This window comes from Sphingorhabdus sp. SMR4y, from assembly GCF_002218195.1.
Taxonomy (GTDB): Bacteria; Pseudomonadota; Alphaproteobacteria; order Sphingomonadales; family Sphingomonadaceae; genus Parasphingorhabdus.
Genome location: NZ_CP022336.1, coordinates 1,663,762 through 1,689,758 on the forward strand (window position 1 = coordinate 1,663,762; position 25,997 = coordinate 1,689,758).

The following is a 25,997-nucleotide window of genomic DNA, read 5'->3' on the forward strand; positions in this document are numbered from 1 at the left end:
GAGAAATCAATATTAAACCGCAAGGCCGATCAGTGAAATCTGCCGGCCATAGCCGGCTTCCCCGCAATGGCAGGAGCGGCGGTAGCTATAATAGCGGTCCTCATCGGCGTAGGTGTCGAGACCAAGCTTATCGACGCGGCTGATGCCGGCCCCTTGCAGGAGCGCGGCAACATAATCCTCGATATCGAACTGGAAATGGCCCGGCCTGCCCGCAGCAAAAAAGCGGTCATTGGCCGCGTCCGCTTCGAGAAACCGGTCACGAAAGGCTGCGTCGACTTCATAGCTGGCCTGCGCGATACAGGGACCGATGGCGCAGGCGATATTGTCCCGGTCAGCACCAAGCTTTTCCATCGCGCCAATCACATTGTTGGTGACACCGGCCAGTGCGCCCTTCCAGCCGGCGTGGGCGGCACCGATGACACGGGCGCTGGAATCGAGGAACAGCACCGGCACGCAGTCGGCGGTCAATATGCCGAGCAGCAGGTTGGGCCGGTCGGTGACCATCGCGTCAGCCAGTGGCCGCTGGTCAAGCGACAGCGGTGCAGTCACGGTCACGACCTCGGCGCTGTGGATCTGGTGCACGGTGACAAGCTCGCTGCCCGGCAGCACACCCTCTGTCGCGCGGCGGCGATTTTCCATGATGACATCCCGATCATCATCGCTGCCCAGTCCGATATTCAGCCCTCTGTAGATTCCTTCCGAAACGCCCCCTGCCCGGCCGAGAAAAGCATGTTTCGCGCCCCTGAGCAGAGGAGAGGTTGCGATATCAAGCAAGGCTCTTGTGCACCTGTTCGGCGACATCTTTCGACAGCTTCGGCTGCGCGGCAATCTTCTCCAGTGCCAGCCGCATCAGGTCCGAGCGGCCCCGTTCGTAACGGCGCCAGCGCCCGAGCGCCGGAATGAAGCGCGCCGCGGTTTGCGGGTTCTGCTTGTCCAGTGCGATCACCATGTCGGCGATCAGCTGATAGCCCTTGCCCGACGGATCATGGAAGCGGACCTGATTACCCGTGAAAGCCCCATAGAGCGCGCGGACGCGATTGGGGTTGGACAAATTGAAATCGGGGTGCCGCGACAGGCTGTCGATCCGCTTCAGCGCATCCGGGCGCTGCGACATCGCCTGCAGGCTGAACCATTTATCCAGAACCAGCGCGTTGTCCCGGAACCGTTTGTAGAAATTGTCAAAGGCCGCAGTCCGTTCTTCGGATTCCAGATTGGACAATACCGCCAGCGCGCCCTGCATCGCGGTCATATTGTCCGCGTCGCGATACTGGTCAAAGGCGATTTCAGCAGCATCTTCGGTGAAGGACGCGGCGAGATAGCCCAAAGTCACATTGCGCAATTTGCGCTTGCCGCGGGCCTCTGCGTCGAGCGAGAATTCGCCGGGCCAGCAGCTGTTATAGAGTTTACGGAACTGCTTTTCGAACTGCACCGCGATCTTGCCGCGCAATTTCTCGCGTTCCTCGTGAATCGCCTGCGGATCGACTTCGACCATCTGGTCTCCCAGAAAGGCTTCGCTGGGCAACTGGATCAACTCCGCCAGGAAAGCGGGATCGATCGACGGGTCGGCAAGAATCTTGGCCACCGCCAGCAGGATGATGTCACGATCGACCGGCGTGCCGACAACCTTCGCAATCAGATAGTTGGTCATCAACTGCTGCATCGCTTCGAACCGGGCGAACGGATCGTCGTCATGCGCAGACAGAAACGCCAGTTCCTCGGCGCTCTGGTTGCTGTCCAAAATGATCGGCGCGGAGAAACCGCGATTGATCGACAGGATCGGACGCTCCTCATAGCCCTCGAGGACGAAGCTTTTCTCGGACTGATCGAGCAGCAGCAACTCTTCGCCCGGATGCGCTCCGGTTCCGGGATCGAGCAGCGCGGTGCGTAACGGGATAAGAAGCTCCGACGCTTTCGCCTGTTCACCATTCTGGGCGATTTTCTGGGTCAGATGGATCGTCGCCGTGCCGGTTTGCGGGTCGTGGGACAGATTGGCGGTCACCCGCGGTGTGCCCGGTGTCTCATACCATTTGCGGAATTGCTTGAGATCAATCTCGCCGCCATCTTCCATCGCGGTGACAAAATCCTCGCAGGTTGCCGCTTCGCCATCATGCCGGTCGAAATAGAGATCGGTGCCCTTGCGGAAATTGTCCGGCCCCATCAGCGTGTTCATCATCCGGATGACTTCCGCGCCCTTGTTATAAATGGTCGCGGTATAGAAATTGGAGATTTCCTGATAGCTTTCCGGCCGGATCGGATGGGCCAGCGGGCCGGCATCCTCGGGGAATTGCGCTGCCCGCAATATCCGTACATCCTCGATCCGTTTCAGCGCCGCCGAACCCATGTCGGCAGAGAAGCTCTGGTCGCGATAGACGGTGAAACCTTCCTTAAGGCTCAGCTGGAACCAGTCCCGGCAAGTCACTCTGTTTCCGGACCAGTTGTGGAAATACTCGTGCGCGACCACGCCTTCGATGCCATCAAAATCACCGTCGGTAGCGACCTCGGGATCGGCGAGAATATAGCGGGAGTTGAAGATATTCAGCCCCTTGTTCTCCATCGCCCCCATGTTGAAATCGCTGACCGCGACGATATTGAACAGGCCGAGATCATATTCGCGGCCGTAGGTCTCCTCGTCCCAGCGCATCGAATCCTTGAGCGCCTTCATCGCATGGCCGGTGCGATCGAGATCGCCGTCTCGGACCCAGATGTTGAGCTCGACCGGCTTGCCCGAAAGGCTAGTGAAGCTGTCATTATTCGCAACCAGATCACCGGCAACCAGCGCGAAAAGATAGCTCGGCTTCGGCCAGGGATCATTCCACTGCACCCAGTGGCGGCCATTGTCGCCATCGCCTTCCGCCACCTTGTCGCCATTGCAGAGCAATACGGGGAATTTCGCCTTGTCGGCCTCCATCCGGACCTGATAGCGGCTCAGCACATCGGGCCGGTCGGGGGCGAAGGTGATCCGGCGAAATCCTTCCGCCTCGCACTGGGTGCACAGCATGTCGTTCGAGGCATAAAGCCCCATCAACTGGGTGTTGGTCGACGGATCCAGCTCGACCTCGATCTCGACGCTGTGCGATGCGCCGTCCAGCGGCAGGACCAGATCGCCTTCAACCAGTTTCCAGTCGGTAAATGCGGCGCCATCCACCCGGACTGCTGTCGGCGTGATATCATCGCCTTGCAGCACCAGCGGTTCCCCTGCCGTCGCGCTTTTCGAGCGCCGGACGTCCAGCGTTGAACGCACCAGCGTATGTTCCAGATCAAGCTGAAAATCGAGTCCCACCTCCGGGATGAACCATGCCGGCGGGCGATAATCCTCGCGGCGGATCGTCGCAGGATCCTTGGGGGCTGGCGCGGCATCGGCCATTTCGTCATTCGGGGTTTTCTGAACATCTAGCATGGGCCTTGCCATAAGAGCCATTTGCACCCCGCGCAATTGCGTTTATGGCTTGGACAGAAGGGAGTGGGTCATGACCAGAATATTGATGCTATTCATCGCCGTCGCGTTGATCGCCGGTCTGCCAGCGGAAAGCGGCTTCGCACAAACCAGCGCACCGGCCTTTGACGTCGAAGAGGCCAGCCGCGCCTATATCAATACATTACAGGGCGAAGAGCTGGAAAAGTCGAACAATTATTTTGAAGGCGGCTACTGGCTGATCCTTTGGGGGGCTCTGATCGGTGTTCTGGTCGACCTGATCATTCTCCAGTCCCGTTTTTCCGCCCGTTTCCGCGACTGGGCCGAACGGGTCACCCAGCGCCAATGGATGCAACCGGCGCTCTATACGCTTCCCTATGTCATCGCAGGATTTCTGCTCACCCTGCCCTGGACGATTTACACCGGGTTTTTCCGGGAGCAGCAATATGGGCTGATGAGCCTGGATTTTGGTAGCTGGTTCGGCGAGCAGGTGATCGGGCTTGTCATCTCGCTGGTCATATTCCCGCTGCTGATCATGGCCATTTTCGCGGTGATCCGGCGCGCGCCGAAAACCTGGTGGATCTGGGGAACCGGCGTGGTTTCGATCTTTCTATTCATCGGCATGATGCTGGGGCCAGTGTTCATTTCGCCGCTGTTCAACGAATATAACGAGATGGCAGAGGGACCGATGCGCGACAAGATTGTCGCGATGGCGGCGGAATATGATATTCCGGCCGATCATATCTATGTTTTCGATCAGTCGAAACAGCACAAACGGATATCGGCCAATGTTTCCGGCATCGGACCGACGATCCGGATCTCGCTTAACGACAATCTGCTCGAGCGCACCGATCCGGATGAAGTCGCGGCGGTGATGGGGCATGAACTGGGCCATTATGTCCTTGGCCATATATGGCGGACCATAGTCATTCTCGCATTGATCATCGGTATCGGACTGTTCGTTGTCGCGTGGCTTGCGCCCCGGCTGATCGAACGCCATGGCAGCAGATGGGGCATCCGGAACATGTCGGACCCTGCGGTCATTCCCTTGCTCAGTCTCATCCTGACCGCCTATTTCTTCGCCGCGACACCGGCGCTCAACAGTCTGGTCAGGATTACCGAAAGCGACGCCGACCGGTTCGGGCTTGATACCGCCAGAGAACCGGACGGCTTTGCCAAAGTGGCGATGCGATTGTCGGAATATCGCAAGATCGAACCGGGGCCGGTGGAAGAAATGCTGTTCTTCGACCATCCGTCTGGCGCCACAAGAGTCCGGATGGCGATGCAGTGGAAGGCCGACAATGTCGAAAATCCGCAGATGCTCAATCCCGGCAAGCTGGAACAGGAATAGCAAGCGATGCAACGCCTGTTGATATTCGGCATGGGTTACACGGCCTCGCGGCTGGCGCACCGGCTCAGGGCCCTGGGCTGCGAAGTGATCGGCACCCGCCGCGAAGCGCAGGATGGCGCGCTGGCTTTTGATGACAGGCAGTCCGTGCTGGCGGCGCTGGAATCGGCGACCCATGTCCTGTCCTCGGTGCCGCCCTCGAGCGACGACAGCGAACCGGTGCTCGACCATTATGGCGACGCGATCGGCGCTACGTCGCTGCAATGGACCGGTTATCTTTCCTCCACCGGTGTCTATGGCGATGTCGATGGGGCGTGGGTGGATGAAAGCGCCCCCATCGGGTCGGGCCGTCGCAAGGCGCGCAGCGAGGCCGATCAGCGCTGGCAGGACGTGCGCAACGATATGCATGTCTTTCGTCTGCCCGGCATCTATGGTCCGGGGCGCAGCCCGCTGACCCGCGTCCGTGATGGCAAAGCCAAGCGCGTCGATATGCCCGGACAGGTGTTCAGCCGCATCCATGTCGACGATATTGTCAGCGCCGTGATCGCATCCTACGATGGCCCGCCGGGCGTCTATAATATTGCCGATAATCTGCCCGCGCCGCAGCACGAAATTGTCGCCGAGGCGGCGCGGCTGCTGGGCATGGATGTTCCGCCCCTGCTGTCGCTGGAAGAAGCCAATTTATCCAAAGCGGCACTCGGCTTCTATGAAGAGAATCGGCGCGTTGCCAACGGCAAGGCGAAGCGGTTGTTGAACTGGACGCCGCGCTATCCGGATTACAAAACGGGGCTGCAGTCGCTGCTCGATTGATCGTCAGGCCGCGATCCGGGGTGTCTTCGGCTTGCGGGCGCGCAGCGCGACCAGCAATCCGGCCATCGCCAGCACCGCGCCAACGGCGGGCAGCCAGGTCCAGACATAATCCTCGAAAATCGTCGACAATATCATCGCCACCACCGGTACCAAGACGCTGGAATAGGCCGCCTTGCCCGGTCCGATTTCGCGGATCATCGCAAAATAAAGCGGGAAGGTCACCACCGAACCGATCACGCCGAGATAGACAATGCCGCCCCAATAGGCGGCGCGCGTTTCATAGACCGGCGGACCGACGGTGACCCAGGACAGCACGATGTTGATCAGCGCCCCGAACAGCATCGCCCAGGCGAGGACGGTGATGATCGGATAGGATTTGAGCCGTTGCCCCGCCTGCATCACGTTCGCGATCGAGGCCGACATGATCCCGCCAAATGCCAGCGCCGCGCCGATCAGCACCTGTTCGAGACTGGCCGGGGAAGAGCGATATTCGTGCCAGAACAGAAGCGCGATGCCGACTGCGGCAATCGCCGAGCCGCCGAGAAAGGCGCCGGAGATCTTGTGGCCGAGAAACACTCGCCCCATAATCGCATTGGGGACCATCAGCAGCGCGAACAGCACCGCAACCAGACCCGAGGTGATGAACAGTTCGGCGTTGTAGACGAAGTTGAAATTGAAGGTGAACTGGAACAGGCCGAGGATCAGAGCGAACAGATAGCCCGTACGATCGAGCCGGAAGGACAGGCGCTTGTAGGCGACCAGCACGAACATCGCCGCGGCGGCGATCAGGAAACGGTAGCTCACCGACCAGCCGGGCGGCACTTCGGAAATCTGGTCCTTGATCACCAGCCAGGTCGACCCCCAGATCAGCGAGACCAGCAGAAACGGGATCAATATACGGGGAGCGAGCAGGCTTGGCTCGCTCTCTTCACCGGCGTTCATAGGGATGCAATCGCTTCGGCCAGCGGGCGGATATCATTCGCGCCCTGGTTCCAGCTGGTCACCAGCCGGGCCTGCCCCTCGCCCCAGTCGTAGAAATCCAATCCGGCGCCGCGCAGCCGGGCTGCTTCGTCTGCCGACAATCGGATGAAAATCTCGTTCGCTTCAACCGGGTAGAGCAGCCGGTCACCAGCGGCCTTGGCAATGATCTGAGCGCCATCATTGGCGGCGCGCGCATTGTCAAGCCACAGGTCGTCCTCGAGCATCGCCAATATCTGCGCGGCGAGGAAGCGGCCCTTGGACTGCAAATGGCCCGCACGCTTGCGGCGATAATGGGTGTCGGCGGCCAGTTCGCGGTTGAAGAAGACGAGCGCCTCAGCGCTCATGCCGCCATTTTTGACAAAGCCGAAACTCAGCGCATCGACACCAGCTTGCCAGGACAGTTCGGCCGGCGAGCAACCGAGTGTCGCCACCGCATTGGCGAAACGCGCGCCGTCCATATGCAGGCCGAGCCCGCGCGCCTTGCAGACTTCGGCAAGACCGGCGACTTCGTGCGGATGGTAGACCATGCCATATTCGCTGGCATTGGTGATCGACACCGCGGCGGGCTGGACCTGATGGACATCGTCGCGGATCGCCGCGCAACACGTCTCGACGCTTTCCGGCGACAATTTGGCACCCTCGCCGTCGAGCAGCATCAGCTTCGCGCCGCCGGTATAGAAACCGGGCGCCCCCGCCTCGTCCTGCTCGATATGGGCTTCGCGGTGGCAGATCACGCCCTGGTGCGGCTGGCACATCGCGGCGAGCGCCAGCGAATTGGCCGCGGTTCCGGTCGCTACCCACATCGCCTCGACGTCGGTCTCAAACAGATCGGAAAACGCCGCATTCAACCGCCCGCTCAGGGCATCGCCATCATAGGCCGTGTCCTGTCCATTGGCTGCTCCCAGCGCTTCCAGAACTTGGGGGTGCACCGAGGCTGCATTGTCAGAGAAAAATCGCATGGCCAGCGCATGGCTCACGGGCTCTGGCGCGTCAAGATGGCTACTGTTCCGAGACCGCGACAATATTGTCGTCGCTGGTCCGGTCGTCCGTTGAACAGGCCAATGTCGATTTCGTCGAGCAGATCGGTGGATATCGCGTAGGGAGGACCCTTGAACCTGTCGCGGATGAGCAGCACGGCAAGCATCTGGCTAACCTGTTTAAATTGATCTGGCTGAACAGGGTCTCGACCGTAGCCTTGTGATCCGCTGCCGATAGACGTGGGTAACATTCTTGAGCTCGAGCATTTCCAAATCCCCGCCTTGGCCGGGGTTAGCTCCATGTGTGTTAGTTAATTAACTCACCAGTTGTCATAGAATTTCTGGCTGCCGCTGGGAATGTCCAGTCGGCGGGCCGGCACATCACCGTTTATCCATCTGTTTGACGACGCGCCCTCTATGGCCGGCAAAAGCTCGATAATCGGGGGACGGACTTTGATATAGGCCCAGATGCAAAATCACATATCCGGCTGAGCGATGGCGACCGTGACCCTATCGACAATCCATGGAGAAGGACCTAACTGACCCTATGAACAAGGACAAGCTCGACCGGCTTTATCGCAATGCATCCTATCTGGAAGCCTATACCGAGCACACGAACCAGCGGGTGCAATATGACACGGAGCAAGCGGTGGGCGGCTTTTGGGACCAGCTTGGTCAGCTGCAATTTCAATTTCTGCTGGAACAAGGATTGAAACCGCATCACCGACTTCTTGACATCGGATGCGGAACATTGCGCGGCGGACGGCATTTTATCAACTATCTGGATGCCGGCTGCTATCATGGCTTCGACCTGTCGGAACAGGCGATTGCCGCGGCGAAAGGCCTTGTTTCAGCGGAACTATTGTCGGACAAATGCCCCACTCTTTATGTAAACAGGGAAAAAAATCTCAGATTCGCTGAATCTCTAGGCATGCAATTTGACTATTTGCTCGCCCAGTCGGTTTTTACTCATCTCATGCCCGATCATGTCGAAGAATGTTTTGCCCATATTGGCAGCGTGATGGGCCCCAATAGCCTATTCTATTTTACCTATCAGGATTCAGAAAATTTCAAGCGAAACGGATATAAGCAGTTCAGCTATCCGTATTCCTATTTTCACGATCTCGCGGAACGACATGATTTCAAATTATCGGACCATTCCGAAGATTATAGCCACCCGCGGAGTCAAAGGATGTTGAGCCTGTCGCGGTAATGCGGGCGCCCCTATCGGCGACACCTTATACCTCTTGCAAACGAGCATCGGCTCAATCAACGGCCGAGACACACGCCTCGACCGTTGCACATCAATCGAAAACAAACAGCCCTATTCGCCGCGTACCTTGTTTGCGCCCTTGAACATGTCTTCATTATATTCGGTCGGCGCAGGCGCTGTTTCACCCTGCTCGCCTGCCGCGATTTCTTCTGCAGTCAGAAATTTCACTGCGAACGCCAATGCATTTGTTTTGCCCCAACTCATGGCTGATATGTGACTATCACCATAAGTAGCATTGACGATGGCATCGGCTCCCATTTTTTCCCCGCGTTCCCAAAGCTCATTGTAAATTTTTTTTTGGGAAGGCTCTTTGCTGAAAATTGTGGCTTTGCGCACTCCAGCCTTCACTGGTCCAACTATTTTATATGGCTTGTCGGTAATATCATAAGGAAAGACTGGTACGCCCATCTCTTCGTTGACAACAACAAAATCTGCATTTTCGGCAGCTGAAACGGCTACAGGCTGCACGCTCAACAGTACACCCGCAGTCGTTAGTATTGCCAGCTTCATGGACCTCATATGTATTCCCCTTGATTGAACCAATTTCACGCTTCAATATGACCCCACATAAGTCAACGACAATTCGACACGAGACTTGTTTTTGATTTATAATCAGTTGCGTAGTCCGGGGGATAGTATGAGTTTGGGATTGACATTATTGCTCGCGGTTCAGGCGTTTGAACCTGCCGGACCGAGCGAATTACATCCCGATCAGACTTTGATCGGGATTGCCAAAAAATCTCCGAAAGCAGAAATCCAGGAAATGGAAATCCCGGAGACAGAAACCGAAGCAACTGCTCTTCAAATATTACCCAAGGACACCCCCGTACACCTGATGGTGCTCAATGAAGTAACGACCAAGACCCATCAAGCCGGCCACCGTTTCAAATTGAGAGTCAACAAACCCGTCATGCTAGACGGGCGAGTAATTATGCCGGTTGGAGCGCTGGCCTGGGGAGAAGTCACTGCTGCGGACGACAGCGGAAATGTCGGAAGGTCCGGGAAGATGGCTGCCAATCTTCTATATGTCGATGTGAACGGAACACGATTTCCCATTTCCGGTGGTACAACGTCCAAGGGCAAGAGCGGGACAGCTGAAACGATCATGGGAGTGCTTGCATTGGGGCCATTGGGACTATTTGCAAAAGGCAATAATGCCAAAATCAAGGCCGGTGAATTGATGACTGCGTTTACATCAGAATCAGTGACAGTTCCGAGTGCAAACTAGCGGATATATTCTAGCGCTTGCACTTGCTGTGATCCAATGCGTGATTGCCTCAAGTTCCAACGCTCAGGGCAGAGATGTCACCATTCCAGCGGGCACAGAAATACCACTCGTCATGGGTGAGACCATTTCATCAAAGACAAGTGTGAAAGGCGGTCTGTTTCATCTTTTCACGGTCGAAGATCTAAAAATCGATGGATTGGTGGCAATTCCTCAAGGCACCAAGGTTTTGGCAGAGCTTACCCGAGCAGAAAAAAAGGGGGCTTTTGGAAAATCAGGAAAACTGGAAGCACGGCTGTTATATGCCGAGCTGAAGAATGGAACGGTTAGGCTTAAAGGTTCAATCGGCAATCGTGGCAAAGGCGGCACGACCGAAACCGTATTAACCGCCCTCGCAATCGGAACACTCGCGTTTGTCGTAACCGGAAGAAGCGCGGAGATAAAAGCGGGAACTGAAATGAGTGGATATTTAACGTCCCAAACATCGGTGCGGAACATTTCCAGACCATAGACGTGCGCAGAGGAAACGCGCAACTGACACCATGGCTTAAATAACCGACTATAGTAGATTACCAGACGATCGGTCTTTTTTGCACAGGGCCAAACTGAAGATAGAAAGCTGTTGCGAATCACCGCTTCGTAATAGGCGATATAGCCAATTCTCGCGTTCTTTCCCGGCGATATAACAGGAACTTTGAAAGGAAGCGAAAAGACCCCGAGTGGGGATGGTGGACAGGATAGGAGGAGTTCCTGTTTTCCACTTTCGATCAAAACCGGGAGAAATGCGTGACATATTTTACCTTTGTGTAGCAAGGTGTGTGGCAAAGTGTAGCAGTCACAGCACTACACGGAAGGGGTGAAGTTAACTGCACTACACGGAAGGGGTGAAGTTAACTGCACCGGATCAATCAATCCTTTGTCTCAAAACGGATAAAGCTATTAGTATTTCGAGAATTGGGTTCGATAAGTCTGGCAGAGATGGAGGGATTCGGTGGCTAGGGCTGTCAATTCTATAAGTCCTTGAAATAATTGAACGTCAAAATTTCTTGCCGGAGAAATGTATGGCAGTTTGTTGCGCAATTTTGCCCTACAAAATGGGGACAGGGAAGAGGAAACGTGAGTTTTCCGAATTCTGAAGAGAATGCTTGATGCACAACAAATTTATGACCGCTTAGTCGCATGACACTAGCACTTCTGAGGCTTCTGATTTCCCCCTAATAATACTTTTATGGCGCGACGGCGCATGGCCTGCCATATGATAGAAGACTAATCGAAACTAAAAGGGCGCTAGGTTTGACGAAGAGTGCATCCGAGACCTTTTTGATGTCGCTTGCTGATCGCACCTTTCTAAAGCTGTGGGTGTTACCAAACACCTTCTATGCGCCGGGCAAAGAACTGACCGACCTGATAGTTCCGTTCGGTGACGACATCATCATCATCTCCGACAAAGCTTCCCGGTTCGACTTCACCCAACCCACGGAAGTGGCATGGCGTAGATGGTATTCCAGCGCAGTCGCGGGAGGAGTGCGGCAGCTCAAGACTGCTACCCGCCCGAATGATGTCTGACCAGAGCTGGCGGCATTCCTTCTCGGTCCAAGAATAGGTTCGTTGATAAATCGGGATCACGAATTGTGGTGACTTTTTGAGGAACGCCAACAGGCTTGCTTCGGTGGCTTTCATGTTGACTTTCTCCTCAGGCGCAATGGTTGAGCATAGTTCGGACCAGCTGATAGGCGGGTCCGTAGCAAGCGAGCGCGGCACTATGCGGAGCTAGCTCACCATGCAGTAGGGTGTTACGCATGCGATAAATCGTGATGACGACACCAGAGAATAGGTCCTGCGGAGGGCAACGGAAATTTATAGTGCCACATTGGATTGCTGGATCGTTGCCGTTCAAGAGGTTTGTCATTGGCCTTGGATTACAGTCTGAATAGAGAGCTCGTAATTGCCCTTGGCTCGCTTGAGACAGGGCTAGAAAGGCAGGTGTCGCTGTAAGAGCGAGCACGCCATAGGCCGGTTGTTCTATTCGGCAAATTTCCGTTCCGGCCCGATCAAAGACCTTGCTGATCCAAACTCGACTGACTTTTTCGACTTCATACCTGCGTCCGGCGCGTTCAGAATTCTGTGGTAGGGGTTGACCACGGCTCAGCGGCACACTCCGTAAGCTAATATGTTCCAAATTTCCGTTATGATCGCTCTCCAAACGATGCGCCTCCAACGCACCATGCAGGTCTGCAATATGCTGTTTAAATGCTGCTGATTCGGCATTATCGATGGTCTGCGAGTCTAAATAAGGCAGGACAGCGCCACGCAAACTATTTTGACGGTTTCGGATGTGAAGCAATCCTTCATTATCACGTCGTGAGCCGGAGACATGCCGATACCAAGCATTGAATGCGGCCCAAGCACTTACAAATGGGCCGAGATAATCAATTTCAGCTCGGGCAATCCAATCGTTGACCTCTGCTGGTCTAGGCATAAGCGGTCTCCTGTTCAGCGATATAGGCAAGTGCGGCGGCTTCGCTGCCCTCTATAGCGATTTCGACAGCACGTTTTGCATCGACTAAAAGTTGATTTGCCCGTCCCTCGAGTTCGAATGACTGTTGGATTGCTTCAGCGATTTCGATTTGAAGTGCTTCAGGTGCATTCCAAACCAATATCTGTTTTACATCATCTGGGTAGAGTTCGATTTGGCCGGATGAGCCAGAGATCATGCGGTCAACCTGCATCTGCCCAACCGGACTGTTCAAGAATACGGAGAGGTAAAGTGGATCTATTCCAATTGGCCGAACAATCGTCACATGATTGTCGGGGACCGCTTGTTGATCTTCTAGATAGGGTGCAGCGCGTCCAATAGTCCCAACTCCGGTTCCATTGATGAGAACATCGCCTTTCTGAATAATGTGTTTTCCTGGTTGAGCCACGCGGTTAGCATCTGAGAGCAACACACGATTAACTCGAACGTGTTTGGAGTTAATCACAGGAAGCCCGACAATTCCATACTTCGGTTGCTGTCCGCGCGAAACCAGTTTGGTCAATCCGTCCCCTAACAAGTGCGCAGCGTTAGTGCTAATCAGCTTTTCCAAAACGGTTAGATATTTTGGCGCAAAATAATTAGCGTCAAAGCGTTCCACCTCACGCACCTCATTAGCCGAAGCAGTGAAGGCTAGTGGTTCAGGCGGCGACCATTCTCGCAGCCCCAATGCGTCCAGAAGTAGGTCTTCTGCCTCGTTCCTTTTCTGACGCGCTGTGTCGGACTTGGAGTTGCTTTCAAAAAATAACCGAGAAATGCCTTCGTCAACCGCTTTTCCAACAGGAACGATCGGTAAGTTGCCCAAACCGATGAGGCTTAGATAGGGGTTCATTTGTTCTGTTTGTTCTCGGTTCGCGAGGGCTTGCCCGATTGAACTTCCAAGGTACGCTGCCAAAAAAACCGCAGAAACCCTCTCATCGTTGGGAACCAAGAGAGCGATGTCTTGATTGAAGGCGAGATTTTCTTTTGGGTTTTCAATGAATGGATATGCTTGGCAAATTCGACGTTTTATTGTGCAGAGTACCGAACCTGCTGCAATACGACGAGTTTTTGAGAATCCGGCTTCATAGGCAGATAGGGGGATGTTCTTAAAACGCTCTTCATGAAGGCGAAGAGACGAGATGCAGTCGATAGTAATAAACTTTGCCTCTCCATCTTTCAGGTTCGGTAATTTGGGGGTAAAACCGGAAGTCTTCTTTAAGCAGATATCCTCGATACGAAGGGCGCGTGGATCGCGCTCAATCGCCTCTAATCTCTCAGTCTCAGGATGTGCAAAAAAATCAGCGTCAAGACGCTTTCGCAAAATAGTAGCCTTTGCAGAAGCCAACCTAACCGCTAGCCCCTTCGTCAGCGCCGCAAAGCGGACGCTATCGAAGGGGCCTAGGGAAAAAAATTCAAATTCTCCCGTTTTGCAAATTCGATGAAAGCTTCGGCTATGCCGTCTCGGGTTTTACCTTCATGATTGAACAAATCATGCTGGATAATGAAATGGCCATGGTCATCACGCAATGGCCCACCATCGGCATCCATTTCATATATCTTGTCGCCGCTATTGTCCTTGCTCGCGAGTTGCTGCGTAGCGAAGAATATTTCGTAGTCCTCGGTCTTTGGACAAAGCACCCCCGCCGCTTTGTTATCATTCCATTTTTGCACAAACAGTACGCTGGTTTTGGTGCCTGTATGCGGTTTGAAACTGTTGAGGTGTAGGCCGACAACCGCCAAGATGCGGCAACGCTCCATAATATAGTCACGCAACCTCTTATCACTGGAGTTATTGAATCGCCCCTGTGGCAACACAACCGCCATTCGCCCGCCGGGTTTCAACATATCCAGATTACGCTCAATAAATAGCAGGTCGCGACCAACTTTCTTTTCCAGTCGCCCCTTAACATTGTGGGCTAGGTCATATGGTGCAAGTAAAGCCGCTTGTTTGATGTCACCAGCGAATGGGGGATTAGCCATCAAAACGTCGAACCTAAATTCACGATCATCTTTTGCTGCACGAAGGCGGCGTAAGCGTCGCCAACCCTCTCCGTAGGCATTGTCCCAATCCTCGTCCTTCGCCGTTTCAGACCAACTACGCCAATCAAGCGAATTTAGGTGCAACACATTGGTCTCTCCGTCACCCGCGATCAGGTTAAGACAGCGCGAAACGCGAACACTCTTTTCATCAAAATCAATCGCAAAGACTTTGTCCTTCACATAGTCAGTGCAACGGGCTGGTTTGGCATCCATTGTGAAGAGATGCGATTGTGCCAGTCCTTGATCATCCATAATCGAGCGCCAAACATGAAACATGCTGTGCACGGTGAATCCTGCTGATCCAGCAGCGGTATCTATCACGCTTTCATGCTCTTTCGGGTTGAGCATTTTTACACACATATCAATCACCCAGCGAGGCGTAAAATATTGCCCTTTCTCACCCTTTGACGTCTTGTTGACCAGATATTCAAAAGCATCATCAATGATGTCTAAATTGGAGTTGAAAAGTTTCCATTCCTCAAGACTACCAACGCAAATTTGAAGATGTTCTGGTGAGAGGCGGATGCGCTCATCCGTGGCAAAAACACCAGGCCATTTCTTTTTGGCCTCATCGAACAGTTCCGAGAGAGCATTTTTGACCTGTGACGCGCTGTCTTCGTTCCGAAAACGCAGATACTTATATCGTCCGCGATGGCATTCCATTTCATCAAATAGCTTGATGAATATCAGCTTGAAAACTTCCTCGAAGACATCGACGCCTGCATTGGCAAGGACTTCATTCTCAAGGTCCATAATCAAATCGCGTAGTGTACGCGCTTGCTCGCGCTTGGCATTGCGTTCCACTTCCTTTGTGATCAAATCAACAATCGTCCAGGGCTGATTTACTATGGAGGCAATGGTTTGAGAGGCCGTTGGGAGCTCGGCAATTTCAACAAAGAAGTTAGGATCTTTGCGATTCCATACGATGGTTTCTAAACCACGGCTCCAAATCGCTAAAGGGGCTCCAGTAGCGTTGGTATATGAGCGCAACTGCTCTTTGCCATCTTTTGCTTTGACCTGCTTAACTTCAATTACCGCATATAGAGCTTCGGGGCGATGCTCATCAGTGATTACGATGTCAGCTTTTTTCGTGGCATCTCGACCTATCACGATTGGGTCTTCCACACGGATACGTGACAACGGATATCCGTAGCCGTTGATGAGGCGGTCCAGCCAAAGCTGCCTGACGATTTCTTCTGGAGTGACCTTAATATCTTTCTCACGCTTCAGGCAGCGAACGTAAAGCTTGTCATTCTTTTCACTCACTCTCGCTTCGAGCCGTTCAACTTCGATTTGAGTGAGCAGAGCGAGCGCACGCCCCACATCGCCAGCCATGTACCCGTCAAGAATTGCCATCGATTTCTCCATTGCCGTGGACAGAAAACCTGCCTCCGCAAGAACCCTCATAGATGCCAGAAGCCTAATCGTAAACGCGGCATCTCAGGTGCTAACTCACGCATTATTCGACAGAAAGTTGGAAATCGGCTAAAATCGTTCTGTGGCGCTATTTTGTGCACGGGGAGAAGGGGTATAAGTAAACGCCACAAGCCTGCTGAAATAGGCTTATTTCGCGAATTTTTGACGGTTTAAGTTCAAGAGGGGGAATAAACTACTCGTTGAACGGCACATGAGATTGAAATTTTCGACCGTTTTGGCCCCGACTTCCAACAGGCAGGTGTTCAAAGAAATAGTCGCGGACCAGTCCGTCGAGATTTCTGAATCTAAGAGTCCGCCTTCGAGCCGAAAAACTAGATTTTTCAGAGAGCCAACCCTCTGCCCAAGTCTAAAAAATTCGTCAGTGAAGTTAATTTCACAAGCGCGAATTGCATTCCTCCCTTCGCGCGTGTGCATATCGTAAGCTTCAGCTGGAAAATTGCCGATCATGGTGGACGACGGTAGGCCATTTTGTACCAGCCTAAATTCGCTCTCGTTTTTCACCAGAAACCAAATTTGCAGATAAGAGCAGAATAGCGCGTCGCTCGTTCGAGCTGCACCACGGTCAGCAATGTAATAGACGATCAGCGGCATTCTTGCCTTTGCCATCTCTTCCATAAGTGGGGCGCGGGGGCGATAATTGGATTTTGGGAGCACGCCGCTTTGAAATCGGTGAGTACCGGCCAAAAGCCATGTCGCCAGCATTCTTTTTTCAATGGGGAGCGCTTCATCACTGACGCGCTTGGCAAGCTCATGGTCAGGTTCTTTGGCCCACTCAACGATAAGCGGTTTAAAGCCGAGGTTGTACTCCACCAGGCTGAGCAAATCACATGCTAATCGGCTTTTCGGACTCGCCGCCAATGTCTGGGCCAGATAGCCTGCAAATTCGGCTTCCCCGACCTCACGCCTCCGTCTGCGATCTCCAAGAACAGCTAAACAAGACGCCACAGCAAGTAGATTGCCAAGGCCCACATCTTCTAAAGCGCAAACTGCCAACCTGCGGAAGACATGATCCGCATCCAACTGACACCCTTGTTTGGCAAACTGGATAGCCCTGCCCCCTTCACCTCGTCTGATTGCTTTTTGGAGCGCGCTGATATTGAGCCATTTTTGCGCCGGAGTCAGTTTAATCAGTTCATGCGGCGGAGCCTCACAATCTGAAAAAGAAGAGAGGGTATGCTCCCAAAGCAGCTCATCCATTGATTTGAGTAGGCTGGATTTTACCAGACCATCCGACCCCAGAAAAGCTTCGGGCAAAGGTCGCGTCAAGCATAGTTGGCGCAATTCAGATACTGGCTGCCAAATATCGAACATGTTCTAACTCCTTGTTTTAGATACAAGAAGCGTAGTTCGTCACACTCGACACGATAGAGAAATCGGTCGCGCTGAATGTCAGCCAGCTCCTCTCGAGACTGGACTTCTCCGAGCGGACCTTGCAATTTGGAACTGCGTCACTAGGTCAGGTGAGGAGGTGCAATCATGCCATCGGGAATCTGTGTGAATTTCGAGTTTAACGTGCCGCTCGCTATAGCGATTAGCCCCGGCGAGGCGCGGGTGCTTCACGGCAAATATATCGGACTTCCCAACAAGGAAGAGGCCGACGTCTACGACCTTTTCAAAATAGATCCCGACGGTGAGGCGGTCGGCGAATGTCAGGGACGGATAGGCGCTACCATCGTTGAAGTGGGGCCGGTTGAGGATCGCTAACCGCCGCCTAATTCGTTGCTCATTCCTCTTGGCTCAGGGATACCGCCGCCACTCGCTCAAAGGTATCAAGGTCGGGTGCTGGCGAATGACCGTATGCGTCCATCATCTCGTTCCAGAAGCGCAGCAGCAGGGCGTTCCGGCAACGCGCGGTCCAATCCTCGGCATCGTCGCGGACGCTGACACGATCCGCCAGCGCGGGCGTTCGGTGCGATCTATATTCGCCGGGAATCGACGAGGCGAGTAAGCCGGCTGCGCCGAGTTCGATCTCTATCCTTCCCTCTGCATTGAACGAGCGTAGGCCGGCGATAGCCTCGCGCACGAACCTAGCGAGGTATCCAAACGGGACTTGGTAAGAGAAGTACCAACCTGGGCTTTCGTTCTCTCGACCGAACGTGGTGGTATCCACGCCCCAGATTTCACCGCTAGCGGAGAACCACTGCGTGATCCCGCGCGCTCCGTAGTTTGCATCGTCGATCGTGCGGATGCCGCTGGCAGCGAAGCCGCCGTCGCCGTTGGATCCTGACGATCCGTATCCCGACCGGACGGCCAACTTGATATCACGCTGGCTCATCCGCTGGGCGACGGCCTGCCGCGTCTGCGGCGTCCACCCATCGACCGCTAGGCGGACGTAGATCCTCGGCCCATCATCAAGGTGCGCGGTCTTGCGCTCGTCATGGATCAGCGACTCATTGAACGTGACGCCATGCTCCGCGCCCGCCCATACGGCTGGATCGCCCTCGCTCGGACACTGCATCAGCAACGGCGACATAGGCGGGAGCCTCGCTGCGGCACGGGCGAGGATCGGCGCGAGGTACGTGGCGAACTGTGCAGCCAGATCCTGTCTGACATGGCGGCGCTGGGCCGCGGTCGCGTCGTCGGCGAGAGTATAAAGCAACGGCCCCCGTCGATGGCGCCAATCGAAAGGCAAGGCTTCTGGACCGGGATAGCGCGTCCGGTTCGCGACGAGGATGATGTTGTCCTGCCCAACCGCGTGGTCGGCGTAGCCAAGCTCGGACATCACGTTCGGGTTCTGAAGATGCTTCACCGGCGGAAGTTCGTTGTCGGGTGTACCCGGCATAAGCTCGGCGGGAATTGTCTGCCCGATAGGCGTCATGTCGGCCACAAACGCCGCAGCGCTCTCGATCTTGCGCAGGATCCCGGTTACGATATCGGGCGTGCCCTCCATGCCAAGCGTATCGTGGTCGACCTCGGGCCGCACCGGGCCGTCGATCTCGCTATCGTGTGCCAGTTGGTCACAGGCGTCGCGCAGTGCATCCCGCACCAGATATTGATGCAGACGTCGGTTAAGATCAGCCTGCCAAGACCAGAACACTTTCATGCGCTTCCTCCGCAGGCGACCCTACGGACTGCAACGTTGGGTCTCAAGTCCCAATCACGAGATCGTACTTCGTAGATTCGTCGGCCGAAAGCCGTCAGCCTGCGACCGGCCAAAAAACGGTCGTCCATGTTGGGTCATTTGCATGACTGCTCTCTACCCAGTTGTTGCCATTCCCAAGCGCTTGAACAAGTAAAGAGACGATCGCTCTGATTGAGGCTGGCACGACAGGTGCGAGGCTCCGCATAATTGAACAGCTCTCTGTAGCGCTGAAAGGTGTCTCAACAGCCCTGCTTTCCAGTGAAGTGGTGACCAACGCAACTTCACGCGAAAAATACCAATTATTGACTTCGAGACTCTCTAAGCCGAGTGACAATGATCTGAAGTGGCTGTCAGGTATGGTGGATGCAGCGCTAGAAACGAAACGGTAAACAACCGCAGTAGACCCTGCTTCTATACAGCAGATGGGATTGCTGAGTTTGCCTTAGGAACTGCGAGTTTCCTCCAAAACCTGACAAACCTCCAGACTTGGTTTGGTAAAGAACTACTGAAGATCAAGAGAACTTTATATCCAGTCTTTTCATGACCCGGCTGACCATTGTTGCTGACCAGGCTGTTCCTGCTCTGCTAGAGATTTCCTGCTCGTTTAAGCGCTCTGCGACTCCAGTGTATGTCGTTATGCTCTGATCCAGACAACATTCTATGTCTGTGCGCATTGTTTCGGCAAAATTTTTGGCTGCGAGACGGTTTTGCCGCGCCAAGACTTTGCCGTTATTACCTAACTCGACTCCTCGCGCCTTTGCGGCAGCTAAGGCAACCTTGGTGCGCATAGAAATCTGCTCTCGTTCGTGCTCAGCAAATGCCGACAGGATGTGAAGCATCAACTTGTTTGCGTAAGGAGCATCGACTGCAACAAAATCCACCCCTGTTTCCATCATTGAGGAAATGAAAGCTACGTTCCTCGCCAGCCTGTCCAGTTTGGCAATAACCAGCGTGGCCTTTTCCCTCCGGCATTGTGCCAATGCTTCGGCAAGAACGGGACGGCTGGATTTGGACCCGGATTCTACCTCGACCAACTCGTCAATATGCTCATGCGGGATGCAAGCTAGGTAGTTGCGAACCGCACCCCGCTGCGCCTCCAACCCGAGACCAGATTGGCCCTGCCTATTTGTGGATACACGAAGATATGAAACGAATTTTTGCATTTAACTCAAACAGATAAAGGTTGGTTTATGTGTTAAACGCTATTCAAGTTGGCGTGGCAGGGAAGGATTAATTGGATTTTGTGTTTTTTGCTGCCTTGTGTTTCGCATAGGCGGCCCTTCGGGCTGGCATAACAACATGAGCACCAATATTTATCTCGACAAGATCATCCCCATTCTTCGAGCGATCCCAGATTGAAAACGCACTCATCCAACTTGTCCGATATTGTTTTTCTCTTTCTTCAATTTCCGATGGGTGGCTGTCAGACAGCCTTTCGAACATCCTTGTTTCAAGTCGATTGAATGACTTAGGCGATGGAGTGAAACGAACCCCTCCTCCAAATTTTTTTGGTCTTTTGCGAACTCTATACCCCAGATAATCGAGTGGAGTTCCAAATTCTGAAATTTCCGATTTTACTTTAAACGGCCCAGCAGGGTGTCCCGCACAAAGTGCGTGAACGACTCCTTCGTTTGCTTGAGCAACACACTCTCGATCATTCCCAATAATCACGTCGTCGCCATGGACAATTTTCGGATAACCCGAAACCTTGTCCAGAATTGACTCCATGATCTTAGAAGCAATGAAAGGTGATGCAAGCGAGCCTTGTGGGATCCCCACTTGAGCCGCTTGGAGTAAAGGAAATTCAATAAGAAACTTTTCCTCTCTTATACAAGGAAGGAAGATTACATTCTGTATCACTCTATCAGGGAGCGGAATGATCTCCTTCATACGATCTCTCGTTACAGAGCCATAAAAATTCTCAATATCATTTATGTTATACCATCGAGGGCCTCCTTTCTGCTGTATTGCGTCTTTTATTAAATTCAGCGCTCGAACTGGACCTTTCCCTTTGCGAGCGAATTCATACCTGCTTTGACCCAAAGCACTCGTCAGAATGAGTAAGACAAGTTTTTGTAGGACCCGTCGTTTGACGCCAAATGAGAATGTAAGCCTCATGCCACTGTCTTTCGGGACAGCGATTGGATGAATATACTCACCACAATCTACCCACGGATCAAGACCGTCTAACAGGGTATCGAGTTTTGTTCTTGTTATTGGGTGCTTGCCATTCCAGGCTAGGATAAATGCGATCAATTTTGCATCGTAGCTCTTTAGGAGTCGCTCAATTGCTGCTCTTTGTTGCCGCCGATCACACTTCTTCAGCGACCTAAGTTTCCTGATGAATCCCCTGCTTCGCTGGCCAACTTCTTCCCGAAGCTCATCATTCAAATTCCAATGTGAACCGAAAACGGCCTCGCCGCGACCCATCAAATCGGACACGGCAATCATTGGAACGAGCCGTTCGCTTGAGCTTCGACATAGGAATCAAGATCGGCAGCTCTATAAATTACTCGCTTGAGACCTAACCGATACCACTTGGGACCAACTTGCTTTTTACGCCAGTTAACCAGTGTCGACGAACAAACGCCGAGATGATCCGCTGCTTCTTGAGTTGTTAGTGCTTTTTCCGTCATAATTTACTCCATGGACAACAAACTCTTGCTGTGCTGCCGCTGGGCGTCTCACGACGGCCTTGAGCTTCCCTCCATGGAAATGACACAAAATCCTACTAGCTCAAACCATTTGCAATGTCAATAACTATCTATTGTTTGCAATGGGTTACAATGAAATCAAACGAAAGTGAAGTTATTCGCGTGAGCTTGGTAACAATTACGAGTCAAATCAACTGGTTAGCCAATCTGTCGTTCGAGTGAGATTGTTTTCAACTGATAACACCTACCAACGACGGCCGAAATGTTGCCCTCTGCATCGAAGCAGATAGAACTCCGATTGAACTGCCTTTTCCATATTGCGCATTCATTGTGCCGCTATCGTGTCCCAATATGCGGTCGATCTCGTAAAGAGGTATTTCTGCATCTCTTAAGATGTCAGCCATTCCATGTCTGAAACTGTGAAATGTCAATGCAGGGTCATCTAGACCAACCTTATCAAGGCACCGCGCAAAGATTTTGGAAAACTCAGTGGATGCTTGACCATCGCTGCCAAACTTCATTTCAGAAAACAAACGTCTGGATGAATGTTTCCATTTTCGTCTTTGCGCCACAAAATCTGCAAACCCCAATTGGAGAATGTCGGGATGAAGCGGAACCTGCCTTATCCCCGCGCTGGACTTGATATGTTTCTTGTCCCCCAACCCCTGCTTCTCATTGAGATCAAGGTAGGGCATGTCCTCGTCCAGTTTGACGTCGGTTACATGAAGCTGGACCAATTCTCCTAATCTGGCGCCGGTGTAGTAACCGAGAATGGGTATCCAGTATTTCGCATCCTTGAACACATTTTCCCCAAGTAAGAAACGACGATGCTTGGATTTGCATCCGGTGAAAAGTGGGGAACCGAATAGTATCAACAACTCGGCCTCGGTATATGGTCGGCGCGCGAGCTCTCCCTTCGGAGTTTTTTGCGCAATCCATTTAATATCTTCCGCTGGATTTACGGCTATCAGCCCTTCTTCTGATTTCGCCCATCTGAAAAAGGCCTGAGTTGGTTCATAAATCAACCTCGCCGTCTTGTTCTTTATCTGCGCGTTTTCATTCTCCGTAAGCTTCTCGAAAAAACCCTGAGATTTACCCTGCCCGTGTTTGGCTCTTAACGTTATAAGCTTTTTTCTATATTCCCGGATATCGGCTGGCATCACATCGGAAAGCCTTTTTCCTTCCTCCAGAAACTCAACCAAATACCCCAACTGCCAGACGCGCGCTTTGTGTGTTTTGGCAATCCAAGATTTCTTTTTTGACGCAAGATAGTCGCTAACAGCTTGACTTAAAGTCGGCCCCTGAAATCCCGTTTCCGACATAGACGACGGGATTGCCGCAGAGTTTAGAGCTTCTGCGTTTTGAAAAATTGAGTTCTGGGCGTGGTAAGCAGAAAGTGGGCTACGCAAGCGATGCTGAAAGTACCTTTGTTCTTCAACTAAAGCTTGGGCGAAGCCGTGCAGTAGCTTTAGCTGATCTTGATCCCCTTGGGTTTCAAACGAGATACCTCGCTTTTGCAGATACCTAGAGGCTTTCCGAGAAATATCCGATCCAAAATTCCAAGATACAATCCGTCCCTGCAGTTCATTTATTTTATCTTCTGCCAGAGCTTCCTGTTCCAAGACCTCCAAATCTGGATAGTCGCTGGTCAGCACCAGCAGACAATGTTGATCCACTCGGTCGGACAATTCTACAAAGCAAGACTGGATCAACTCCCTTGCTTCTAATGGGGTAATTTTGACATTATTCTCAATCACGACAAACGTCTCCTGCACCTGTGCCGAAACTTTTGCAGCAAGCCGTCGCGCTATCACGCTGGAATAGGTTTTGAGTGACCTGTTGATCTCCATGCGTTCGACGCGAGGCCGCAATCTATCAGGCACACGTATGCGCAAGTGATAGATGCCGTTCCGGCGTTGAAGGTGAGGAGCATGTCTTCCGCTCATTGCGGCACGCCCCGGTTCCGGCCCCACCTGAAAGCTTGGACCGTCCCTGCTGATATTATTCCCTCAGCAAAAGGGGACCGAACAGCTTTTTCCAAAACAGTTTGGCCGTTGTGTAGCAATGTTATGTAGCAAAAATGATGAAGACAGGAAACCCACTTTGTCAAAGCAGCGGAGTTGTGGCGTTTTCTGAAAGGGATGGTGGACAGGATAGGATTCGAACCTATGTACGCTTACGCGGGCAGATTTACAGTCTGCTGCCTTTAACCACTCGGCCACCTGTCCATTTGGTACCCAAGGCCGCCATCGGCGACAAGAGCGGCTCAATGACGAAGGGATGACAAACTGTCAATGCCTCCTCATTGAAATTTGAAGAAAAAAAGGCTGTCGGCAGCAGCCATAGCGTCTAGAGAGCCAATATGGCACGCAAGAACAGATCTATTAAGAAAACCGGTGGTGGTCTCAAATTCTGGGGACGGCACGCAGTGGAAGCCGCGCTCGACAATCCGAGACGGGTGATCAAGAAAATCTCAATCACGCGCGAGGCCTTGGCAACGCTGGAGATTCCCGATGATATCGCGGTTGTCATCAGCGATGTCGCCGATCTCGGGCGGGTGATTCCGCGCGATGCGCCACATCAGGGCATGGTTGCCGATGTCGACCCCCTGCCCGATATCTGGCTCGGCGATATTCTCGACCAGCAGAGCGACCGGCCGCTGCTGCTGCTCGATCAGGTGACCGATCCGCATAATGTCGGCGCGATATTGCGCTCCGCCGCGGCCTTCGATGCAGCTGCGATCATCACCCAGGACCGGCATGCGCCGCCCGAATCGGGTGTCGTGGCGAAATCGGCCTCGGGTGCGCTGGAAATCGTGCCGTGGATCCGCGTAGTCAACCTGTCCCGCGCGCTCGATGATATTGCCGAAGCCGGCTACTGGCGAATCGGCCTCGACGGCGATGCGGTCGACGAACTCGAGCCGGCCATGGGCACCGGCAAGATCGCGTTGGTCATGGGGGCGGAGGGCGAAGGCCTGCGACAGAATGTCGCAGCCCATTGCGATACATTGGCCCGCCTGCCGATGAGCAGCAAGATGGAAAGCCTGAATGTTTCCAATGCCGCTGCCATTGCCCTATATGCGGAGTATACCAGAAAACAGGGGGAATAGCCGTGGAGAAATTTTGCAAAGGGATGCTGGCCCTGATCGCGCCGATGCTGCTGGCCGGCTGTCTGCTCGTTCCGGGAAAATTCGATTCGCAATTGCGGCTGATGAATGACGGCACCTATAGCTTCACCTATATCGGACAGATGCAACTGGCCGAAGGCAAAGGCGATGCTGTGGCTTCGCAAAGCGCGTCGGCGGATGACGAGGAGACTGACAGCAACAGCAGCGACGATGATCAGAAAAACGCCGCGATGCGCTCGATTTTCGGAGGCGCCGTGCCCGGTGATGATGAAGGCCTGACAATTTTCGCGGAAAAACTCGCCAAATATGACGGCTGGAACAAGGTCGAATATATGGGCAATAATCTGTTCGAGGTCGAATATGCGGTCAGCGGAACATTCGACCGGATGCTGGCTTTTCCGACGATACCGGGTGCGATCATGCAATTCCCTTTCGTCCAGATTATCCGGCGCGACGATGGCGAACTGGAAGTGCTGACACCGGCCATGGCGGGCGCGGGCGGGCTGGCAAGTACCATGGGGCCATTGGCGATGGGCAGCGCAAACGCCAAATCGAAGGCGCAGCCGATCGACGGAACCTTTACCATCGTCACTGACGGTGCAGTGCTGTCCAACAATACCGAAGACGGTCTGACCCTCGAAGGCAGGATGAAAAAGATGCGCTGGAAGGTCGACGCCACGAGCGTTGCGGACGGCAGCCCGCGCGCGATCATCAAATTGACGAACTAGTTTCCCGACCGGCAAAAAAAAGGGGCTGCTATCCAGCAGCCCCTTTTTTATCATCTGCCGAAAGACATCAGTCTTCTTCGGCGATCCGGACTTTCAATCCGTCCAGTTCATCGGACAGTTCGATCTGGCAGCTGAGACGGGAAAACTCGTCGCGATGGTCGCTGCTTTCCAGCAGGTCATCTTCGTCTTCGCTCATTTCCGGCAATTTGCCTTTCCAGTCGGCGTCGATATGGACATGGCAGGTCGCGCAGGAGCAGCAGCCGCCGCACAACGCCAGCAATTCATCGAAGCCGTTGTCGCGGATCGCTTCCATGACGCTCGTTCCGGCATCGACGGAAACTGCTTTTTCTTCGCCATCGCGGCCGGTTACATGAATCGTTGGCATAGC

The 25,997-nt window shown here is 53.6% G+C and carries 25 protein-coding genes and 1 tRNA gene; 8 read left to right on the forward strand and 18 right to left on the reverse strand.

The features are described 5' to 3' along the window. Positions 1-12 precede the first annotated feature (12 nt). Together pgeF and pepN are read right to left on the reverse strand one after the other, a co-directional pair. Positions 13-774, reverse strand: a complete 762-nt coding sequence (gene pgeF / locus SPHFLASMR4Y_RS07855; protein ID WP_260807120.1) for a peptidoglycan editing factor PgeF — start codon at positions 772-774, stop codon at positions 13-15. After that, positions 767-3,364: an aminopeptidase N gene (gene pepN / locus SPHFLASMR4Y_RS07860; RefSeq protein ID WP_089134769.1), complete on the reverse strand. Its 2,598-nt coding sequence runs from the start codon at positions 3,362-3,364 to the stop codon at positions 767-769. The genes pgeF and pepN overlap by 8 nt, the downstream gene beginning before the upstream one ends. 103 nt (positions 3,365-3,467) lie before the next feature. On the opposite strand from pepN, the gene SPHFLASMR4Y_RS07865 reads away from it, so the two are divergent. After that, positions 3,468-4,763, forward strand: a complete 1,296-nt coding sequence (locus SPHFLASMR4Y_RS07865; RefSeq protein ID WP_260807121.1) for a M48 family metallopeptidase — start codon at positions 3,468-3,470, stop codon at positions 4,761-4,763. Between the two features lie 6 nt (positions 4,764-4,769). After that, positions 4,770-5,570, forward strand: coding sequence for an NAD(P)-dependent oxidoreductase (locus tag SPHFLASMR4Y_RS07870; protein WP_089133039.1), 801 nt, complete (start codon positions 4,770-4,772; stop codon positions 5,568-5,570). Positions 5,571-5,573: 3 nt separating this feature from the next. Here the strand turns inward: SPHFLASMR4Y_RS07870 and SPHFLASMR4Y_RS07875 are convergent, their stop codons facing one another. Genes SPHFLASMR4Y_RS07875 through SPHFLASMR4Y_RS17075 form a run of 3 tightly spaced genes read right to left on the reverse strand, consistent with a single transcriptional unit; the run spans position 5,574 to position 7,695 of the window. Then, positions 5,574-6,512, reverse strand: a complete 939-nt coding sequence (locus SPHFLASMR4Y_RS07875) for a DMT family transporter (protein WP_089133040.1) — start codon at positions 6,510-6,512, stop codon at positions 5,574-5,576. Further along, positions 6,509-7,510 carry a threonine aldolase family protein gene (locus SPHFLASMR4Y_RS07880; RefSeq protein WP_089134771.1) on the reverse strand — a complete coding sequence of 334 codons (1,002 nt, stop codon included), beginning with the start codon at positions 7,508-7,510 and terminating at the stop codon, positions 6,509-6,511. Before SPHFLASMR4Y_RS07880 ends, SPHFLASMR4Y_RS07875 begins: the two co-directional genes overlap by 4 nt. A 14-nt stretch (positions 7,511-7,524) precedes the next feature. Next, positions 7,525-7,695: a hypothetical protein gene (locus SPHFLASMR4Y_RS17075; RefSeq protein ID WP_186266083.1), complete on the reverse strand. Its 171-nt coding sequence runs from the start codon at positions 7,693-7,695 to the stop codon at positions 7,525-7,527. 380 nt (positions 7,696-8,075) lie between these two features. On the opposite strand from SPHFLASMR4Y_RS17075, the gene SPHFLASMR4Y_RS07890 reads away from it, so the two are divergent. Further along, positions 8,076-8,741: a class I SAM-dependent DNA methyltransferase gene (locus SPHFLASMR4Y_RS07890; protein ID WP_186266084.1), complete on the forward strand. Its 666-nt coding sequence runs from the start codon at positions 8,076-8,078 to the stop codon at positions 8,739-8,741. Between the two features lie 111 nt (positions 8,742-8,852). Here SPHFLASMR4Y_RS07890 and SPHFLASMR4Y_RS07895 read toward each other — a convergent pair whose 3' ends face one another. Further along, a complete protein-coding gene (locus SPHFLASMR4Y_RS07895) occupies positions 8,853-9,311 on the reverse strand; it encodes a hypothetical protein (protein ID WP_260807122.1) in 459 nt (152 codons plus the stop codon). A gap of 127 nt (positions 9,312-9,438) precedes the next feature. Between SPHFLASMR4Y_RS07895 and SPHFLASMR4Y_RS07900 the strand changes: the two genes are divergently transcribed. After that, positions 9,439-10,029: a hypothetical protein gene (locus SPHFLASMR4Y_RS07900; RefSeq protein WP_145955482.1), complete on the forward strand. Its 591-nt coding sequence runs from the start codon at positions 9,439-9,441 to the stop codon at positions 10,027-10,029. 112 nt (positions 10,030-10,141) lie between these two features. Then, on the forward strand, positions 10,142-10,537 hold the full coding sequence (locus tag SPHFLASMR4Y_RS07905; protein ID WP_089133044.1) for a hypothetical protein: 396 nt from the start codon (positions 10,142-10,144) through the stop codon (positions 10,535-10,537). An 851-nt stretch (positions 10,538-11,388) separates the two neighbouring features. Here the strand turns inward: SPHFLASMR4Y_RS07905 and SPHFLASMR4Y_RS07910 are convergent. The 5 genes from SPHFLASMR4Y_RS07910 to SPHFLASMR4Y_RS07925 form a co-directional block, all read right to left on the reverse strand. Further along, a complete protein-coding gene (locus tag SPHFLASMR4Y_RS07910; RefSeq protein WP_089133045.1) occupies positions 11,389-11,706 on the reverse strand; it encodes a DUF262 domain-containing protein in 318 nt (105 codons plus the stop codon). Positions 11,707-11,719: 13 nt separating this feature from the next. Then, a complete protein-coding gene (locus SPHFLASMR4Y_RS16880; RefSeq protein ID WP_145955483.1) occupies positions 11,720-12,505 on the reverse strand; it encodes a hypothetical protein in 786 nt (261 codons plus the stop codon). After that, entirely contained in the window at positions 12,498-13,862 is a 1,365-nt protein-coding gene (locus SPHFLASMR4Y_RS07915) for a hypothetical protein (RefSeq protein ID WP_089133046.1), read from the reverse strand. Before SPHFLASMR4Y_RS07915 ends, SPHFLASMR4Y_RS16880 begins: the two co-directional genes overlap by 8 nt. Before the next feature lie 77 nt (positions 13,863-13,939). Further along, a complete protein-coding gene (locus SPHFLASMR4Y_RS07920) occupies positions 13,940-15,937 on the reverse strand; it encodes an N-6 DNA methylase (RefSeq protein ID WP_260807123.1) in 1,998 nt (665 codons plus the stop codon). A 207-nt stretch (positions 15,938-16,144) separates the two neighbouring features. Further along, positions 16,145-17,329, reverse strand: coding sequence for a hypothetical protein (locus SPHFLASMR4Y_RS07925; protein ID WP_145955484.1), 1,185 nt, complete (start codon positions 17,327-17,329; stop codon positions 16,145-16,147). A 165-nt stretch (positions 17,330-17,494) separates the two neighbouring features. Between SPHFLASMR4Y_RS07925 and SPHFLASMR4Y_RS07930 the strand changes: the two genes are divergently transcribed. Continuing rightward, positions 17,495-17,722, forward strand: a complete 228-nt coding sequence (locus SPHFLASMR4Y_RS07930) for a hypothetical protein (protein WP_145955485.1) — start codon at positions 17,495-17,497, stop codon at positions 17,720-17,722. A gap of 19 nt (positions 17,723-17,741) precedes the next feature. Here the strand turns inward: SPHFLASMR4Y_RS07930 and SPHFLASMR4Y_RS07935 are convergent, their stop codons facing one another. The 6 genes from SPHFLASMR4Y_RS07935 to SPHFLASMR4Y_RS07960 all read right to left on the reverse strand — a co-directional run bounded on the left by SPHFLASMR4Y_RS07935 (position 17,742) and on the right by SPHFLASMR4Y_RS07960 (position 23,982). After that, positions 17,742-19,061, reverse strand: coding sequence for a hypothetical protein (locus tag SPHFLASMR4Y_RS07935; RefSeq protein WP_089133049.1), 1,320 nt, complete (start codon positions 19,059-19,061; stop codon positions 17,742-17,744). 551 nt (positions 19,062-19,612) lie between these two features. Then, a complete protein-coding gene (locus tag SPHFLASMR4Y_RS07940) occupies positions 19,613-20,263 on the reverse strand; it encodes a recombinase family protein (protein ID WP_089133050.1) in 651 nt (216 codons plus the stop codon). 67 nt (positions 20,264-20,330) lie between these two features. Next, on the reverse strand, positions 20,331-21,551 hold the full coding sequence (locus SPHFLASMR4Y_RS07945; RefSeq protein WP_089133051.1) for a reverse transcriptase domain-containing protein: 1,221 nt from the start codon (positions 21,549-21,551) through the stop codon (positions 20,331-20,333). After that, positions 21,548-21,736, reverse strand: coding sequence for a helix-turn-helix transcriptional regulator (locus tag SPHFLASMR4Y_RS07950; protein ID WP_089133052.1), 189 nt, complete (start codon positions 21,734-21,736; stop codon positions 21,548-21,550). Before SPHFLASMR4Y_RS07950 ends, SPHFLASMR4Y_RS07945 begins: the two co-directional genes overlap by 4 nt. Positions 21,737-21,984: 248 nt before the next feature. Beyond that, positions 21,985-23,700: a site-specific integrase gene (locus SPHFLASMR4Y_RS07955; RefSeq protein WP_145955486.1), complete on the reverse strand. Its 1,716-nt coding sequence runs from the start codon at positions 23,698-23,700 to the stop codon at positions 21,985-21,987. Between the two features lie 196 nt (positions 23,701-23,896). Continuing rightward, positions 23,897-23,982 (reverse strand) — tRNA-Tyr (locus SPHFLASMR4Y_RS07960). A 134-nt stretch (positions 23,983-24,116) separates the two neighbouring features. Here SPHFLASMR4Y_RS07960 and rlmB point away from each other — a divergent pair. Together rlmB and SPHFLASMR4Y_RS07970 are read left to right on the forward strand one after the other, a co-directional pair. Then, a complete protein-coding gene (gene rlmB, locus SPHFLASMR4Y_RS07965; protein ID WP_089133054.1) occupies positions 24,117-24,863 on the forward strand; it encodes a 23S rRNA (guanosine(2251)-2'-O)-methyltransferase RlmB in 747 nt (248 codons plus the stop codon). Positions 24,864-24,865: 2 nt separating this feature from the next. After that, complete coding sequence (locus SPHFLASMR4Y_RS07970) at positions 24,866-25,609, forward strand: hypothetical protein (RefSeq protein WP_145955487.1); 744 nt, start codon at positions 24,866-24,868, stop codon at positions 25,607-25,609. Positions 25,610-25,676: 67 nt separating this feature from the next. Here the strand turns inward: SPHFLASMR4Y_RS07970 and SPHFLASMR4Y_RS07975 are convergent, their stop codons facing one another. Next, positions 25,677-25,994, reverse strand: coding sequence for a 2Fe-2S iron-sulfur cluster-binding protein (locus SPHFLASMR4Y_RS07975; RefSeq protein ID WP_089133056.1), 318 nt, complete (start codon positions 25,992-25,994; stop codon positions 25,677-25,679). Positions 25,995-25,997: the final 3 nt, after the last annotated feature.